Consider the following 16,974-nt stretch of genomic DNA (forward strand, 5'->3'; position numbering starts at 1 on the left):
TGACTCTTTTTTTTAAACAGCCTTTACCGCTTCTCTCAAACCGACTTCTGTTCCTTCACCTCAAATCCCATCATCACCCGTTTCTTCGGCACATTTTCATTTTCCAGCAGCTCAAACAGCAGGGAGACGGCCTCTTTTCCGCTTTCCTCATAATAATAATGGGCCGTGGTCAGAGTCGGAACTGTTATTTCCGAAATCCTCGTATGGCCGATTCCCGTCAGGCTCACCTCCTCAGGAAGCCGTTTTCCCAGCTCCCGCAGATATTTCATAGCGCCTAAGGCAATGGTATCAGTTGCGCAGAACACCCCATCAATAGACGGATTCCTTGAAAATGCCTCCCTGCACCGCTTATAGCCGGATACCATGGTAAATTCGCATTCGTACATATCCGTCTCTTCGGGCTTCCTGCCCGCCTGCCCCATGGCCTCCATAAATCCCTGATAGCGCTGCTCTCCCGCCGCTGCGTCCCTCCTCGTCACTCCAAGGTAAGCGATCCTCTTCCGTCCCCGTTTGAGCAAAAGCTCTGCCAGCGCCCTGGCCGCATTTTTATCATCGTGGTAAATACAGGAAGCATATTCGCAGGCTTGTCCAACCACGACCACAGGCACATTGAGCGCCTTAATCAGCTCCTTGTGCCTGGCCGTCAGCAGGGTGGCGATGAAGATGATGCCATCCACCCTGTCATTGTTAAAAATTTTAAGATAATCCAGTTCCTTTTCAATATTATTTTCCGTATTCGCCAGCAGCAGCTCATACTCCCGCTTAGACAGCCCCTGGCTGATGCCCGCAACCACACGGCTGACCGCCTCCGAATCGATCTTCGGAAGCACCACGCCGATCATCCTGGTCTTCTTGGTGCGCAGCATCTGGGCCTGTACGGAAGGACGGTACCCCGTCTCCTCAATAACCCTCCTGATCTTTTCTTTCTTATCCTCACTGATATATCCCTGATTTAAATATCTGGACACAGCCGCAGCCGAAACTCCCGCCATCTTAGCGATCTCACTGATTGTCATAACGAGCTCCCTCCGGTAAAATGCATATTAATATGAAATATTCCTGAAAACGATATCATATCTTTATCATATACGATGGGAACGGAAATCTCAATCTTTTGTTTGAAAAATTTCATTAGCAAATTCGAAGCCAGCATAAAATCTGTTCAAAGCTTCGGGTTCAGAGCACTGTGAGCGGTGTCTTTTTATAAGCAGCATATATAACAATTAGATGTATTTTAAAATATCATCAATAGGTTTACTATAAGTATACTACACAATTCTGCTCTGCGGAACGAAAGATGGCCTCCATGATTTTCATGACTTCCATAACCTCATCCTGACGAATGAGCGGTTGTGCTCCCTCATGGATGCAGGCGCGAATATTTCGGTAAAAATCCCGAATATCGGAATGAACTTCCGGTAACGGATATTTTTTAACTGTCTCATCAGTACGGGGTGCCATGGTTTTGGTCAGACCTGCTGCGGTTACCACCGGCACAGCATCACGTTTTTCCCAATCCGAAACCATGACAATTTCACCATTCCGCTCCCAGTCATGTATAATGGCAGAGCCGTTTTCTCCCTGAATGTACCAGCGAGGCATAGAGATAAAGTTGCTGGTGCCCACTTCTACCAAAAAGGTCAATTGGTCATCAAACTGAAAGAGGGCACGGAAGCCGTCGTCTACCGCTTCGTTAGTGACATTCGTCAGCTGCGCAAAAACACTTTTGGGTTTACGCCCCTTAAGCATCATAGTCATCTGATCCAGCAGATGTACACCCCAGTCCAACACCATTCCACCGCCATGCTGCTTTTGATTACGCCAGTCACCCGGTATTCCACGGGAGCCGTGTACCCGGCTCTCAATATTAAATATTTTGCCCATTATTTGCTGATCATACAGTTTTTTGACAGTCAGATAATCCTCATCCCAGCGGCGATTTTGGTGTACTGTAAACAATACACCGTTCTTTTTAGCGCAGTTGATCATCTGTTCTAATTCGTCACTTCCAAGCGCCACAGGTTTTTCACAAACCACATGCTTGCCGGCACCCATAACTGCAAGTGCAATAGGCAAATGGGTATCATTTGGGGTGGCTATGGTTACTGCTTCCACCGATTCATCGGCCAATAATTCCTGCTGTGATCCATAGACATGAATTCCGTCCGCGGCTGCAGCTTCCCTTCGGACCGGGTCAATGTCCCAAATACCGCATAAGCTGGCTTCATCAATATTTGAAAGTGTCTTAGTATGCCAGCTTCCCATGCCCCCATATCCAATCAAGGCGATATTGAGTTTTTTGTTATCCATAATATTAATATTCTCCTGATTTTTAATTCCACCATGCTTGTGCAGGCCGATCATGAATGATGATATCTTTTAAAAATGCAACGGCTTTTTCCAGTCCCTCCTCAATGGACATGAAAGAGTCTTCATGCTCAATGCTGACGGCTCCGTCATAGCCAATCAAACGCAGAGCAGTAATGATTTCCTTCCACTCACCGGCATCGTGCCCCCAGCCGACTGAACGGAACAGCCAACTGCGGTCAGAGAGGTTACCATAGCTCCCTGTATCCAATACCCCATTGATTTGCGTATTTGCGGCATCAATTTTGGTATCCTTTGCATGGAAATGATATATTGCTCCTTTGAGTGCTTTGATAGCCTCTGCCGGACGAATCCCCTGCCAGAACAAGTGGCTTGGATCGAAGTTTGCACCAATCGCATCACCAACTGCTTCTCTTAAACGCAGCAGTGTAGCGGTATTGTATACACAAAACCCAGGATGTAACTCCAACGCGATCTTATTGACACCGTAATTGGCTGCCTCAGCAACTGCGCCCTTCCAAAATGGAATCAGAACCTCGTTCCACTGATAGTCCAGGACATATTGGTAATCCGTGGGCCAGGAGCAAGTCACCCAGTTAGGGTATTTTGCACCCTCATAGTCACCGGGGCACCCGGAAAAGCTCACCACGGTGTCGACTCCCATCTTTTCTGCTAAGCGCAGGGTCTGAGTAAAATCGTCAGCGGCCTGAGCACGGATTTCCGCATTCGGATGTACATGGTTGGAATGGCAGCTCAATGCACTAATTTCCAAATTATATTTCTTCAGCATATCCTTATAAGCTGACAATTTACTCTCACTTGAAAGCAATTCCTGCGGGTTAGAATGTTTGCTGCCCGGTGAGCCTCCGGTACCGATCTCTACTGTCTGTACCCCCAGACTGCTCAGATACCGGAATGCCTCTTCAGCGCTTCGATCATACAACGGAACTGTTAACACTCCTAATTTCATACCAATTCTCCTTTCGAAAATCTATAAGTTCATGATGTGTTTATAGCCTTTTTCTATGCTTTGATACGGTGAGACAGCGAACTCCTCCTGCTCCAGAATAAAGTGCTGCACACCGGTTTCCAACCCTTTGCGTACAATTGCTCCAAAATCCAGCACGCCTTCGTCTAAATCCACACACCTCTTGCTTTCAAAGTCGGCTATCTGCTTTAAGTGCAGCAGGCGGATACGGTCCTTTTGTTTTTGTATGTATTCCAGCACATCCACTCCAGCATAGGTTGCCCAATACACATCCAATTCCAATACAACATCCTGGGGATCCGTCAATTGCATTAATAAATCCAAAAGAGCTATCCCATCTTCTGATTTTGCAAATTCATGGGCATGATTGTGATAACCAAAGGCAAAACCTGCGCTGCGTACGGCTTTGGCAATCGGTGCAAGCTGTTCTGCCAGAATTTCCACATCATGGACAGTTTCAACGGGATAATAAGGCACGACGATGGCCTGCGTTCCAATCTGGCGGTTATAGCTTAACTCCTCATCCAGAGCATTGATTAACCGTTCCAGAGGTACATGGCTGCTGATAGATTTTAAACCGTTTTCTTCCAATAATCCACTCATTTGTCCGGCTGTCAGGTTTCCATAGCCGGCAAACTCCACTCCGGTATAGCCGACTTCAGCAACCCTTTTCAGTACATCGGAAAAACCGTTCCTGGTCAGCTCGCGCAGCGAATAGAGCTGAAGGTTGAACTCTTTAATTAGACTCATATAATACCTCCTGTTATTTTATAATATAATCTGACGTCCTTCTCTGGCAGATTGATAAATAGCATCCAGAATTTGTGTAACTACCGCAGCCTGCTCCGGCAGCACCACCAACTCACCTTTACCTTGAATAGCACGAAAGAAAGTTTGTTGTTCTATCACTTCCGGAGTAATTACATTCCCTTCATAAAAAGCAACTCCTCCAGCTTCCAGGTGGGGTTTTAACTCGTACTGACGGTCATTTTTTGTACCGTTGATCATCAGTCCATTCAACATATCCGCACCGGCTTTGGTACCGCACAAAACAGTTTTAGCCTCATGTACATCCAGTGAGTTGAGTGCCCAGCTGGCCTCTAGCGTAATCGTAGCACCGTCTTCCATAATGATAAATCCAAAAGCACTGTCCTCTACAGTAAACCGATCCGGATTCCATGGTCCCCAGGCATTAGCAGGCTGTGTCTCACCGTTGAGCTTATGATATACGGTACCTACCACACTTTTGGGCTTATAGTTATTCATCATCCACAGCGTTAAATCAAGTGCATGAGTTCCGATGTCGATTAAAGGACCGCCGCCCTGCTCATATTCGTTTAAAAATACGCCCCAAGTTGGAACTGCGCGCCGGCGAATAGCTTTTGCTTTTGCATAATATATATCTCCCAATTCACCGTTTACACATTCCTGTTTGAGATAAGCACTGTCTGCACGATAGCGATTCTGATAACCGATGGTAAGCAGTTTATTGGTTCGCTTCGCTGTCTCTGCCATTTCCATAGCTTGAGTGTAATTAATTGCCATGGGTTTTTCGCACATTACATGTTTACCTGCAGTGAGTGCGGCCACCGTGATTTCACAATGGGAACGGTTGGGCGTACAAACATAAACCGCATCTAAGTCCAGCTTGATTAATTCATGATAATCAGTAAATACTTTGGCATCCTCTGTGCCATATTTTTTTGCAGCTTCATTGGCACGCTCCTCAATGATGTCGCAAAAGGCCACCACTTCGGCGCTGCCTTCTTTTTGAATGGACGGCAGGTGCTTTCCATTTGCAATGCCTCCACACCCTATAATTCCTAGCTTTAATGGTTTCATATGCTTTATCCTTTCATTGTTAAAGTTGAGTAATAAGGTACTTGTAATTTTTTTATGATTTAATTATAATACAATAAAAGAGTGTTGGCTTGCCGTAAAAGACATAATTTGTGCCATAATTTGCTGCAATGTATTTTCTGTAAAAGGAGAATTCAAATGTATAATCAATTGTATAATTACGAAATATCCCGGGACAGCCAGGCTGAGCCTTCCTCCTGGTATTCACTGAATAATAATTGTGCCCCACATTTCCACAGTGCCCTGGAACTTGTATATGTGCGCAGCGGCATCATGGAGGCAACCTTAAACGGAAAATTTCACTGTATACAAGGCAGAGAACTGTTGCTGGTGCCAAGCTATACTGTACACCGGTATTTAACACCTGAAAGATCAGATACAATTGTGATGATTATCCCTCTTTCCTATATACCGGCCTTTCAAAAGATATTAAGGAGAAAGACCTTTTCCTTATGCCGAATATCGGATAAATCCATAACCCGGGAAGTGGCCCGCTGCATGAGATACTGCTGCGGCCTGCAGCATAAAAAACCCGATTCAATGGCTGCCAGAGGGTATATTCATGTGATTCTGGCTTTGCTGACAGAAAACATTCCGCTGGAAAATTTATTAGCAAAAGATGATGATGCTTTGGTGCGTAATATTCTCACCTATCTTAACAACAATTACAAAAACCCACTGTCTCTTAAATCCGTTGCCGATGAGTTCGGTTACAGTACCAGTCGGTTTTCTCACATCTTTAACAAGCATGTAGGGTGCAGTATCAGTGAATATGTCAACGCATTACGCTGCAGGCAGGTTGCGGGTATGCTCTTAGATGGTGAGGAATCCGTTACGCAGGCTGCTATGGGTGCCGGCTTTAACAGTATGAGGACTTTCTACCGTTCCTTTATGCATGTTTTTGGTATCAGTCCGAGTAAATATGTCGATGTATCAAAGGATAATGACGCATTAAGGCATTCCCGTTCAGGAGTACCTGTATATTCAGGGTGCAAGGGACTGTGTCATGTTATTAAAGGCCCTTTGGATTCTATAGCACCCATAGAAAAAGACCGGCATTAGCCGGTCTTTTTCTATTTTCTATATTGTATTAAAATTGTTGCCGCTGTGTCTGCTCTAAAACTTTGGTCATCCCAAGATATCGGTCAAGCTGCTGTTCTTCCAGTGTAGCGATCATATCGGAGAATGGATTCAATTCCTGACCTGCTGCATAGGCTTCCAGGGCATTGAAATATTCCAGACGTCTTTCCTTTGGGATTGAAACGGGGAGGAACCCATGTGCCATCAGCTGATAATTCATAATTAGTCTGGAGGTTCTGCCGTTTCCATCAGTAAAAGGATGTATTTTAACAAATTCGGCATGTGTCCAGGCTGCAAGCTCAATGATGTTCTCTGCCTTTTTTTCCTGCAGATCCATGTAGAATGCTTTGACCTGCCGATACATTTCATTCGGCGTCGGAGGCGTATGGGCAGCACCGGAAATATAGACATCCACACTACGGTAAATACCGCCTGTCATAATATTCTCCATTAGAATGGCATGGATATCTTTTACGATTCTTTCTTCCAGCGGTTTTCCCTGCGCAATACAATCCTTCACATACTGGTACGCCTTATCGTGATTAACGACTTCATAAATCTCCCGGAGGGTCTTACCTCCAACAGACAGCCCTTCCTCCAGCACCGCCTTTGTCTCCAGCAGGGTTAAAGTATTTCCTTCGATTGCTGTGGAATGGTGCGTGTATTCCAGATCAAACGCTTTTGCGTAGCTTTTTACTGTGACCTCTGGGAGTGAATCCTTATTCTGGTCGTACAGAGCCTTCTTTTGTAATAATTCCTGATAATTCAAATTGTTCACTCCTTTCAACGAAAATTCACTTTTAATGTTATTAGACAGTCTATCATGTTTTAACTAAATATTCAATGCCTGACGTAATGTTAGGCTTCCATTTGATTTTTCCTATATACAAAAAATAGTCCAGACAATACTTACATAAAGATGGTAGAATATCACTAAAATATGTGGTATGCTCAACTATAAGCAGAGACTTGAACTGCTCGCTATTTATTATAATGGGTATGTCTACAACTTATTGATAGATATTTACAAGACAGGAGAAGGCCAATGAAATTAAAACTAAAAAGATTGCTTACTATTTCCGTACTGTTCACAGTACTGTTCGTCCTGGGTGCAACTCCGGTATTTGCGGCAGAAGATGCCATACCGTCTATTAATCTGGATGTCATTCTTCAGAGTGATGGTTCTGCGGTCATAACGGAGACCTGGGATGTGCGCGGTGTATCCAGCGGCACAGAATATTACAAGGCTTTGGATAACATGGATGGAATGAGCGTCCATTCTCTTCTTGTATGGGACGAATCAGGAACGCAATACAAAACTCTGGACGACTGGGACACAAATCTCTCCAGAGAGGAAAAATCCGGTACCTGCGGCATCTTGAAAACTTCCGATGGATATGAACTCTGCTGGGGCATTGGCAGTTACGGTGACCATCAATATACCATCCGATATACCCTGGAGGGATTGGTAAAAGATTATGGCGACTACGCTGGATTTTATCATCAGTTTATATCAGAGCTTTCAAGTGCTCCGGAATCAACTTATATTAAGATTTGGATGCCGGATACACGCCTGACGGCAGACAACGCCCGCATCTGGGCTTATGGCTTTACGGGAGAAGCCGGGAACGGGAACGATGGCAGTCTTAATGTTTTTTCTTCTGAAGCTTTGGGCAGCAGGGACTATGTGAATGTACTCTGCCGCTTTGACAGAAGCTTGTTCCCGCTGGCCCCCAAAACCGATATGTCTTTTGAAAAGTTGCAGAAATCCGCAGAAAATGAAAACTCAGATACGGCTTTATATATAGTCTTTGCTGTTTTAGGGGCGGTTATTGTCATGACCTTCATTTTAATTGCCTTCTTTTCTTCACGATACAAGCTGGCAGACGGTACTACAGTGCGGCTTCCCGGAAAGACACAAATACACGCGGACTGGTCAGTCCCTTTTGGCGGCAGCATTCCTGCTATATATTCCACCATGCAATTGCTGCGCAAAGGCATTTCCTGTGAAAAGCTTATGGGCGCATATCTCATCCGCTGGCAGGAGGCGGGATATATCCGCATTGAAGAGCGCGAAAGAGAGCGAAATGTAAAAAGACCTAAAAAAGAAGAAGCTATCGTATTCAGCCCGGATAAAACACCTGACCCAGGGGTGGAGCAGTCGCTGTATGAAATCTTAACCTTCGACACCGATAGGGACGGCATTCTTTGGACCTCTGACATAAAAAAACGGGCGGAGGCGCTTTATGAAAAGCTCACTGCATGGGCGGAAGAAGTGAAAAGTGACGGCAAGGAAGAATTAATCCGTTCAGGTGCAGCAGCAACGGACATAAAAAGTACTGTCCGATTTACTGTTTCGGGTTTTGAGCAGGCTGTCAGGATACTTGGATTCCAAAAGTACCTGACGGAAATGCGCAGGCAAAGGGAAGACAGGACAGTTCCAAGAGAGCTTTGGGGGGATTATCTTGTGTTCGCCACCTTGTTTGACATTGGAGAGCAGGTCCTCGAAAGTATGAAAGACCTTGATCCTGCACATTTTGATTCCTTCGCAGGCATGTACGGCTGCAACGCCTACAGTATGATATACCTTATGACCATGACGAACCATATTTCGAGCGCTGCGACGCCAAAATCAAACATGGCCGGGACCGGCGGCGTAAGTCCTGCAGGCGGTGGAGGTTTCTCTGGCGGAGGAGGCGGAGGCAGCCGGTAATGGGGCGTAGCTTTTCAATATAAGCACAGTACTAATGTGCCTTCCCATCTACTATACCTGTTTAAAGTATATAAGGAAACGCGACCAGTAATCTGATCGCGTTATCCTAATATTTTTAATTATTTTTTCTGTCTACTTTAGAGGGATCATATCAAAACATCCTTTTCGTATCAGGTGTTTAATACTTAAATAACTGTTTTCTCTTAAATAATCAATCATGGTTTTTTTAATTCTTCCATGCTGACGCGAAACATAATTTGCACCGATTCCTGCCCCAGCTGATACTCCGATTACATAGGGTAGATACAATTCCTGTTCCATAAAATAATCCAATACCCCAGCACTAAATACACCTCTTGTTCCTCCGCCCTCTAATATCAATCCTGCTCTATCCATAAAATATCCTGCCTTCTTCATTAAGTATAAACCACATTATCATGTTTATAATTTAATTTGATTCTGTTAAACATCATCCAGCTTTTACTATGAAAAAATAACTACCGGGTAGCCAAAAAAGCACAGACTTCCCCCTATCAAGCTTTTAGAACACAAAATTATGATTAAGCTGGCTGACCTTCCATGGCGCATGGTTGTTCCCAGCCTAATGCCTTTAACTTTTTCAGGTAGGTTCTTATCTTTCATTCCTTGTTGAACTGATTATGATATTCAGACCCTAAATCCTGAAATTTTAATCCATCTTTTAGGATATGGTAAATGGCCACCAGCATGGAATGTGCAGCTGCAACATAAGCCCGTTTTGCTCCACGATGAGCACTAATTCTTTGAATTTCTTTTTCTAGTCTTTCAAAAAGTCGTTTGCCAGTACTTTCATCATTCTCTATTGAAGCGGAGTCATGAAGCTTTATCCGGAATATAACTTGCCCGAAGTAGTTGCACCGAATTAACGTACTTCCTGCTTATTGCCATTGCACGGTTTCATTTATTGTGGTGCCGAGCAGTGCAAGGCATGGGAGTTTAATTTGTAAACAATGCTAAATTATTATTGCTTTCTTTTTAATTTTACCACTTGGAAAATAAAAATCAAGTTAAATTAAATGATTGGGAGTTAATATTGTAAGTGATTCAAAACATGGCGTATACAGACATTCACACTTCATTAATTCCGTGTGAATTCTGTTATAGACTGGAGCCAGCCATTCCTCACTGCATCGTATCACCCAGTGAGCCATGTTATTTCGCGGAAAAATCAATCCAAGCACAGCAGCTTTTGAAGATGATCCTTGGGGTTATCGCTTTTTTCGGTACCACATTTACTACACTTGTGTTTTGCTTTATACAATGTACCACCATGATTAATCATAATATCCAGGATGCTCCTCTTGTTAGGTGATAAATCTTTGTTAATATCTTTATCAATAACAGTATCGGAAGCATTAAATGCTATATAAATAAATTAAAAACAATACATAGGAGGAACATAATATGATGCTAAACTTCAAACATATTGGACGCCAAATAAAAAAAACACGTTCCAATAAGAAAATCACACAGGCAGCATTGGCAGAACAGATTGAAATGTCTACTACCTACATTAGCCGTATTGAAACCGCTAAAAAGCAGGCAAGCCTGGAAGTAATTGTAAGACTGGCAAATGCTCTTGACGTAACAGTAGACCAGCTTCTCTGCGGACATCTAAATAGCGATCCCCTAGAGTATCATACAGATATGAAAAAAATACTTAGTGACTGTACAAGCTATGAAAAAGTAATAATTTGTGAAATTGCTCTCGCCACAAAAAAAATCCTTCATGAAAATCAATGGCTAAAGACAAAAAATCTATAATATTTTTCAAAATATGAACCACAGGTATACTTATTAGCCTGTGGTTCATTTTCTTTTAACTGTACGGCATGTATAATTTATGAAATAAATCATTTATGGAGCAAAATCGATTATGAAAGCAAATGAAACACAGATAAAAGATACTGAATTGCAAAAGAAGGAAAGATAGATTTGATTGTAACCAAATCAGTCTCCCGCTTCGCCCGCAACCTCCTGGACTGTATCGGATATGTCCGTCAGCTAGCTGCCATGCCATCGCCAGTTGGTGTTTTCTTTGAAACAGAAAATATCTATACCTTAAACAACAACAGTGAAATGTTTCTGTCATTCATAGCAACTATGGCTTAAGAAGAATCACATACGAAAAGTGAAATAATGAATGCCTCCATAGAAATGCGTTTTCGTAACGGTATTTTTCTTACCCCACCACTACTAGGCTAACGGTCTTTGTATTAATGAGCTGCCTGGTAAACTGCTTTTGTTTATTATCTTTCTTTTCTGCTTTACTCTTGCTCTTTAATTACCGTGTATTTATTGAGCTATATTCATCAAACATTCCTGAAACATAGTTTTCACGTGCTGAGCCAGAGGCTTCCTTGATATGGGAGCATTCAGCTATTGGAAAGATTATTACGGATGGATGTGAAATTTTTATTAATTTAAAAAAGCTCTTGCAATTGATTTTTAATAGCCTTATCCTTTATTTGAGGATATCCTTTATAACTTAAAAGGAGAAAATTTTATGAATAAAGAAAAAATTAAAGAGCTTGAAAATATAATAAACAGTGACTACAGCAATATCGCGGGCATTATTGTACAAAAAAACGGCATAAAATTATATGAAAACTATTTTAATGGATATACCGCGGATAACGCTATTCATGTGTATTCGGTGACNGTTTAAAGTATATAAGGAAACGCGACCAGTAATCTGATCGCGTTATCCTAATATTTTTAATTATTTTTTCTGTCTACTTTAGAGGGATCATATCAAAACATCCTTTTCGTATCAGGTGTTTAATACTTAAATAACTGTTTTCTCTTAAATAATCAATCATGGTTTTTTTAATTCTTCCATGCTGACGCGAAACATAATTTGCACCGATTCCTGCCCCAGCTGATACTCCGATTACATAGGGTAGATACAATTCCTGTTCCATAAAATAATCCAATACCCCAGCACTAAATACACCTCTTGTTCCTCCGCCCTCTAATATCAATCCTGCTCTATCCATAAAATATCCTGCCTTCTTCATTAAGTATAAACCACATTATCATGTTTATAATTTAATTTGATTCTGTTAAACATCATCCAGCTTTTACTATGAAAAAATAACTACCGGGTAGCCAAAAAAGCACAGACTTCCCCCTATCAAGCTTTTAGAACACAAAATTATGATTAAGCTGGCTGACCTTCCATGGCGCATGGTTGTTCCCAGCCTAATGCCTTTAACTTTTTCAGGTAGGTTCTTATCTTTCATTCCTTGTTGAACTGATTATGATATTCAGACCCTAAATCCTGAAATTTTAATCCATCTTTTAGGATATGGTAAATGGCCACCAGCATGGAATGTGCAGCTGCAACATAAGCCCGTTTTGCTCCACGATGAGCACTAATTCTTTGAATTTCTTTTTCTAGTCTTTCAAAAAGTCGTTTGCCAGTACTTTCATCATTCTCTATTGAAGCGGAGTCATGAAGCTTTATCCGGAATATAACTTGCCCGAAGTAGTTGCACCGAATTAACGTACTTCCTGCTTATTGCCATTGCACGGTTTCATTTATTGTGGTGCCGAGCAGTGCAAGGCATGGGAGTTTAATTTGTAAACAATGCTAAATTATTATTGCTTTCTTTTTAATTTTACCACTTGGAAAATAAAAATCAAGTTAAATTAAATGATTGGGAGTTAATATTGTAAGTGATTCAAAACATGGCGTATACAGACATTCACACTTCATTAATTCCGTGTGAATTCTGTTATAGACTGGAGCCAGCCATTCCTCACTGCATCGTATCACCCAGTGAGCCATGTTATTTCGCGGAAAAATCAATCCAAGCACAGCAGCTTTTGAAGATGATCCTTGGGGTTATCGCTTTTTTCGGTACCACATTTACTACACTTGTGTTTTGCTTTATACAATGTACCACCATGATTAATCATAATATCCAGGATGCTCCTCTTGTTAGGTGATAAATCTTTGTTAATATCTTTATCAATAACAGTATCGGAAGCATTAAATGCTATATAAATAAATTAAAAACAATACATAGGAGGAACATAATATGATGCTAAACTTCAAACATATTGGACGCCAAATAAAAAAAACACGTTCCAATAAGAAAATCACACAGGCAGCATTGGCAGAACAGATTGAAATGTCTACTACCTACATTAGCCGTATTGAAACCGCTAAAAAGCAGGCAAGCCTGGAAGTAATTGTAAGACTGGCAAATGCTCTTGACGTAACAGTAGACCAGCTTCTCTGCGGACATCTAAATAGCGATCCCCTAGAGTATCATACAGATATGAAAAAAATACTTAGTGACTGTACAAGCTATGAAAAAGTAATAATTTGTGAAATTGCTCTCGCCACAAAAAAAATCCTTCATGAAAATCAATGGCTAAAGACAAAAAATCTATAATATTTTTCAAAATATGAACCACAGGTATACTTATTAGCCTGTGGTTCATTTTCTTTTAACTGTACGGCATGTATAATTTATGAAATAAATCATTTATGGAGCAAAATCGATTATGAAAGCAAATGAAACACAGATAAAAGATACTGAATTGCAAAAGAAGGAAAGATAGATTTGATTGTAACCAAATCAGTCTCCCGCTTCGCCCGCAACCTCCTGGACTGTATCGGATATGTCCGTCAGCTAGCTGCCATGCCATCGCCAGTTGGTGTTTTCTTTGAAACAGAAAATATCTATACCTTAAACAACAACAGTGAAATGTTTCTGTCATTCATAGCAACTATGGCTTAAGAAGAATCACATACGAAAAGTGAAATAATGAATGCCTCCATAGAAATGCGTTTTCGTAACGGTATTTTTCTTACCCCACCACTACTAGGCTAACGGTCTTTGTATTAATGAGCTGCCTGGTAAACTGCTTTTGTTTATTATCTTTCTTTTCTGCTTTACTCTTGCTCTTTAATTACCGTGTATTTATTGAGCTATATTCATCAAACATTCCTGAAACATAGTTTTCACGTGCTGAGCCAGAGGCTTCCTTGATATGGGAGCATTCAGCTATTGGAAAGATTATTACGGATGGATGTGAAATTTTTATTAATTTAAAAAAGCTCTTGCAATTGATTTTTAATAGCCTTATCCTTTATTTGAGGATATCCTTTATAACTTAAAAGGAGAAAATTTTATGAATAAAGAAAAAATTAAAGAGCTTGAAAATATAATAAACAGTGACTACAGCAATATCGCGGGCATTATTGTACAAAAAAACGGCATAAAATTATATGAAAACTATTTTAATGGATATACCGCGGATAACGCTATTCATGTGTATTCGGTGACAAAGAGTGTTTTTTCTGCGTTGATTGGTATTGCCATTGATAAAGGCTACATCAAAAGTGTAGACCGGAAGGTATTGGACTTTTTCCCCGATTACACTGTTAAAACTGGTGAAAAAACAATACAGGGAATTACGATTAAAAATTTGCTTACCATGACAGCTCCATATAAATATAAGACGGAACCATACGAAAAGTTCTTCACAAGCCAGAATCCGATTCAGGATGCACTCGATTTATTGGGCGGGGATAAAGCTATCGGGAAATTCAATTATTCCGCCATAGGAGGAACCCATATTTTGTCAGGTATCCTTGTAAGGGCGACAGGACAGTCCATACTTGAATTCGCTACGGAACATTTATTCTCGCCACTGGAGATCAATGTTACGCACAATGTGGTGCTGCGTAATAAAGAAGAGCATATCGCCGTTATGAATGATAAAAACACCAGTGGCTGGGTTGTTGACCCGCAAGGAATAAACACGGCAAGCTGGGGTCTTTTCTTGACATCCGCAGATATGGCAAAAATAGGTCAACTATATCTAGACGACGGCATTTGGAACGGCGAACAAATTGTATCGGCTGGGTGGATAGCTGAGAGCACAAGGGAACATAGCCGATGCGTCCAATGGGGCAATCTGGCCTATGGCTATCTTTGGTGGATCATTGACGGAGATAGTTATGCGGCTCTGGGCGACGGCGGCAATGTAATCTATGTCAATACAAAGAAAAAAATTGTGATTTCCATTGCTTCACTTTTCATACCGGATGCCAAGGATAGAATCGAACTTATCAAAAAATATATCAAACCAGTTTTTGAGGATTGAGTATAACGAATCGCCATTTACCGGGGAGATTATGATCACCCCCTCTGAAACTGCGTTGGATCTACCACCATAGAAAATCGCGCTAATCTTGAAAATGAGCCGTTGCATCTGCCTCTCGATGCAACGGCTCTATGTTTGTTATAGATCCAATATAGTCCGGTTAACTTGCATAAGGATGGTGGAAAAACATACCTGTATATGGTATGATAACAACAAATAAGAATTTGAAGGGAATAAATCTATGAACGATTGGTTTACAATAGACAGCATTAACACAGATACATATATCGTCAGCGAGTATCGACATTGGGAGGAAACGCACTGCTATCTTCTGAATGGTTCTGAGCGCAGTCTTCTGATTGATACCGGCCTCGGTATCTGTAATATTTATGACGTGGTAAGTAAGCTGACGGACAAGCCGATTACCGTTGTTGCCACGCACATCCATTGGGATCATATTGGAGGTCATAAATATTTTCCGGCTTTTTATGCTCATGAGGAAGAACTGAATTGGCTCAACGGCGAATTTCCTCTGACTATGGAACAGATCAAAGACATGGTAGTGGACCGCTGTGAGTTGCCGGAAGGCTATGATGTAAACAAATATGAATTCTTTCAGGGTACACCGGAAAGGGTGCTGAAGGACGGCGACAAAATTGATATTGGAGGCCGATGCATTCAGGTACTGCATACTCCCGGACATTCACCGGGGCATATGTGCTTTTGGGAAAAGGATCGCGGCCATCTTTTTACCGGCGACTTGGTCTATAAAGATACGCTGTTTGCCTACTATCCATCCACCGATCCGGAGGCGTATCTCGCTTCTTTGGAGAAGGTTTCGGCTCTGCCGGTGAAGCGTGTGTTCCCGGCACACCATACTTTGGACATTCAACCTGAAATCCTTATCCAGATGCGCGATGCTTTCCGACAGCTCCAAGCCAGAGGGCAACTGCATCACGGTAGCGGAACATTCGATTATGGCGACTGGGCTGTATGGCTGTAATATAAACAGAATTCATTTGAATTCGCTAAAACTTGTACGCAGGCCGAATCCTGATAAAGTTGTCGGCCTGCTCTTTTCTTTACATTCCTAATATAGACCAGATATAGAGCGGGCAGGTAAGCGTAAACACAAGGCAGGCAAACAGAATTGCCGGTTAATTATTTATCACACTGTAAGAACATATTCTTCTATTCCAATGAAAGTTTTGGGGATTGTTTTAATAAAGATAAAAATCTAGCCCTGAACAAAAATATTTCTTTAGTTTGTTTCCGTTTTTCCTTCGGCTTCTTTCTTTTCATAAGCTGCTTTATGCTTCTGATAGAAATCAGTGAAATCAGCAAAACGATATCTCTTATTGCCACAAATGTCATCTAAGATCCGTAGCCAGAAACATGTCGGGATTTCACCTGATTTTAGATTTTTCTTAATACATAAATCGCAGCCCTCCGAATGATTAAGTGGATGATGCTTGCAGTTTGTTACTATACAATTACAAAAATGTTGATCTATGTTTTCCTCCTAATGTTAAGATAATCTCTCGGAATCTCTAAGCCTTGATTAATAAGGCTTTCAGATTCCTTTTTTATTAAAATCCCCCACTTTTTTTATCAAAACACTTGACAAATCCATCGAAAAATGCGGCGCTTCGCGCCCTTGTTTATAAGATATTTTTCGATTGGAGGCGATTTTTATGTTACCTGTAAATCCCGGCGGGCATTCCGCCTATCAGAACTTCGTTGTTGAAATGCTGCGTAAATACTATCCGAACCCTCATGCTATCGCTCGTTCCACTTGGGATATCATTGACCGTTTCTGGAACCTCGACCTTTCCTATAC

Annotated in this window: 15 protein-coding genes and 3 pseudogenes; 8 read left to right on the forward strand and 10 right to left on the reverse strand. The window is 41.6% G+C overall.

Annotation, left to right across the window (positions count from 1 at the left end; all coding sequences use genetic code 11):
- Window positions 1-35: 35 nt before the first annotated feature.
- The 5 genes from BQ9856_RS13160 to BQ9856_RS13180 form a co-directional block, all read right to left on the reverse strand.
- Window positions 36-1,016, reverse strand: coding sequence for a LacI family DNA-binding transcriptional regulator (locus BQ9856_RS13160; RefSeq protein ID WP_077611451.1), 981 nt, complete (start codon window positions 1,014-1,016; stop codon window positions 36-38).
- A 241-nt stretch (window positions 1,017-1,257) separates the two neighbouring features.
- Window positions 1,258-2,310 carry a Gfo/Idh/MocA family protein gene (locus tag BQ9856_RS13165; protein WP_077611452.1) on the reverse strand — a complete coding sequence of 351 codons (1,053 nt, stop codon included), beginning with the start codon at window positions 2,308-2,310 and terminating at the stop codon, window positions 1,258-1,260.
- A gap of 22 nt (window positions 2,311-2,332) precedes the next feature.
- Window positions 2,333-3,298 carry a sugar phosphate isomerase/epimerase family protein gene (locus tag BQ9856_RS13170; RefSeq protein WP_077611453.1) on the reverse strand — a complete coding sequence of 322 codons (966 nt, stop codon included), beginning with the start codon at window positions 3,296-3,298 and terminating at the stop codon, window positions 2,333-2,335.
- 21 nt (window positions 3,299-3,319) lie between these two features.
- Window positions 3,320-4,066 carry a sugar phosphate isomerase/epimerase family protein gene (locus BQ9856_RS13175; RefSeq protein WP_077611454.1) on the reverse strand — a complete coding sequence of 249 codons (747 nt, stop codon included), beginning with the start codon at window positions 4,064-4,066 and terminating at the stop codon, window positions 3,320-3,322.
- 18 nt (window positions 4,067-4,084) lie between these two features.
- Entirely contained in the window at window positions 4,085-5,158 is a 1,074-nt protein-coding gene (locus BQ9856_RS13180; protein WP_077611455.1) for a Gfo/Idh/MocA family protein, read from the reverse strand.
- Window positions 5,159-5,314: 156 nt separating this feature from the next.
- Between BQ9856_RS13180 and BQ9856_RS13185 the strand changes: the two genes are divergently transcribed.
- Window positions 5,315-6,238 carry an AraC family transcriptional regulator gene (locus BQ9856_RS13185; RefSeq protein WP_077611456.1) on the forward strand — a complete coding sequence of 308 codons (924 nt, stop codon included), beginning with the start codon at window positions 5,315-5,317 and terminating at the stop codon, window positions 6,236-6,238.
- 28 nt (window positions 6,239-6,266) lie between these two features.
- Here BQ9856_RS13185 and BQ9856_RS13190 read toward each other — a convergent pair whose 3' ends face one another.
- Window positions 6,267-7,025: a Fic family protein gene (locus BQ9856_RS13190; RefSeq protein WP_077611457.1), complete on the reverse strand. Its 759-nt coding sequence runs from the start codon at window positions 7,023-7,025 to the stop codon at window positions 6,267-6,269.
- A gap of 276 nt (window positions 7,026-7,301) precedes the next feature.
- Between BQ9856_RS13190 and BQ9856_RS13195 the strand changes: the two genes are divergently transcribed.
- A complete protein-coding gene (locus tag BQ9856_RS13195; protein ID WP_077611458.1) occupies window positions 7,302-8,969 on the forward strand; it encodes a DUF2207 domain-containing protein in 1,668 nt (555 codons plus the stop codon).
- A 132-nt stretch (window positions 8,970-9,101) separates the two neighbouring features.
- On the opposite strand, the gene BQ9856_RS13200 is transcribed toward BQ9856_RS13195, so the two are convergent.
- On the reverse strand, window positions 9,102-9,365 hold the full coding sequence (locus BQ9856_RS13200) for a patatin-like phospholipase family protein (RefSeq protein ID WP_077613367.1): 264 nt from the start codon (window positions 9,363-9,365) through the stop codon (window positions 9,102-9,104).
- Between the two features lie 1,047 nt (window positions 9,366-10,412).
- On the opposite strand from BQ9856_RS13200, the gene BQ9856_RS13210 reads away from it, so the two are divergent.
- Window positions 10,413-10,772 (forward strand): helix-turn-helix domain-containing protein, encoded by a 360-nt coding sequence (locus BQ9856_RS13210; RefSeq protein WP_077611459.1) that lies wholly within the window; start codon window positions 10,413-10,415, stop codon window positions 10,770-10,772.
- Window positions 10,773-10,925: 153 nt separating this feature from the next.
- Window positions 10,926-11,210 (forward strand): annotated as a pseudogene (locus tag BQ9856_RS13215) (recombinase family protein); the annotation flags it as partial.
- A 533-nt stretch (window positions 11,211-11,743) separates the two neighbouring features.
- Here the strand turns inward: BQ9856_RS13215 and BQ9856_RS13220 are convergent.
- Window positions 11,744-12,007 carry a patatin-like phospholipase family protein gene (locus tag BQ9856_RS13220; RefSeq protein WP_077613367.1) on the reverse strand — a complete coding sequence of 88 codons (264 nt, stop codon included), beginning with the start codon at window positions 12,005-12,007 and terminating at the stop codon, window positions 11,744-11,746.
- A 1,047-nt stretch (window positions 12,008-13,054) separates the two neighbouring features.
- Here BQ9856_RS13220 and BQ9856_RS13230 point away from each other — a divergent pair.
- From BQ9856_RS13230 to BQ9856_RS13245, 4 genes and pseudogenes are all read left to right on the forward strand, one after another.
- Complete coding sequence (locus BQ9856_RS13230) at window positions 13,055-13,414, forward strand: helix-turn-helix domain-containing protein (RefSeq protein WP_077611459.1); 360 nt, start codon at window positions 13,055-13,057, stop codon at window positions 13,412-13,414.
- 153 nt (window positions 13,415-13,567) lie between these two features.
- Window positions 13,568-13,852: pseudogene (locus tag BQ9856_RS13235) on the forward strand (recombinase family protein); the annotation flags it as partial.
- Window positions 13,853-14,156: 304 nt separating this feature from the next.
- A complete protein-coding gene (locus BQ9856_RS13240) occupies window positions 14,157-15,134 on the forward strand; it encodes a serine hydrolase domain-containing protein (RefSeq protein WP_077611460.1) in 978 nt (325 codons plus the stop codon).
- 241 nt (window positions 15,135-15,375) lie between these two features.
- Complete coding sequence (locus BQ9856_RS13245) at window positions 15,376-16,137, forward strand: MBL fold metallo-hydrolase (protein WP_077611461.1); 762 nt, start codon at window positions 15,376-15,378, stop codon at window positions 16,135-16,137.
- Between the two features lie 79 nt (window positions 16,138-16,216).
- Here BQ9856_RS13245 and BQ9856_RS24280 read toward each other — a convergent pair.
- Window positions 16,217-16,291: pseudogene (locus BQ9856_RS24280) on the reverse strand (DUF3852 family protein); the annotation flags it as partial.
- Between the two features lie 104 nt (window positions 16,292-16,395).
- Window positions 16,396-16,647 carry a DUF6485 family protein gene (locus BQ9856_RS25760; protein ID WP_077613368.1) on the reverse strand — a complete coding sequence of 84 codons (252 nt, stop codon included), beginning with the start codon at window positions 16,645-16,647 and terminating at the stop codon, window positions 16,396-16,398.
- Window positions 16,648-16,974 lie beyond the last annotated feature (327 nt).

Origin of the sequence: Clostridium sp. Marseille-P2415 (assembly GCF_900155545.1) — a bacterium.
In the GTDB taxonomy this organism is placed as follows: Bacteria; Bacillota; Clostridia; order Lachnospirales; family Lachnospiraceae; genus Lacrimispora.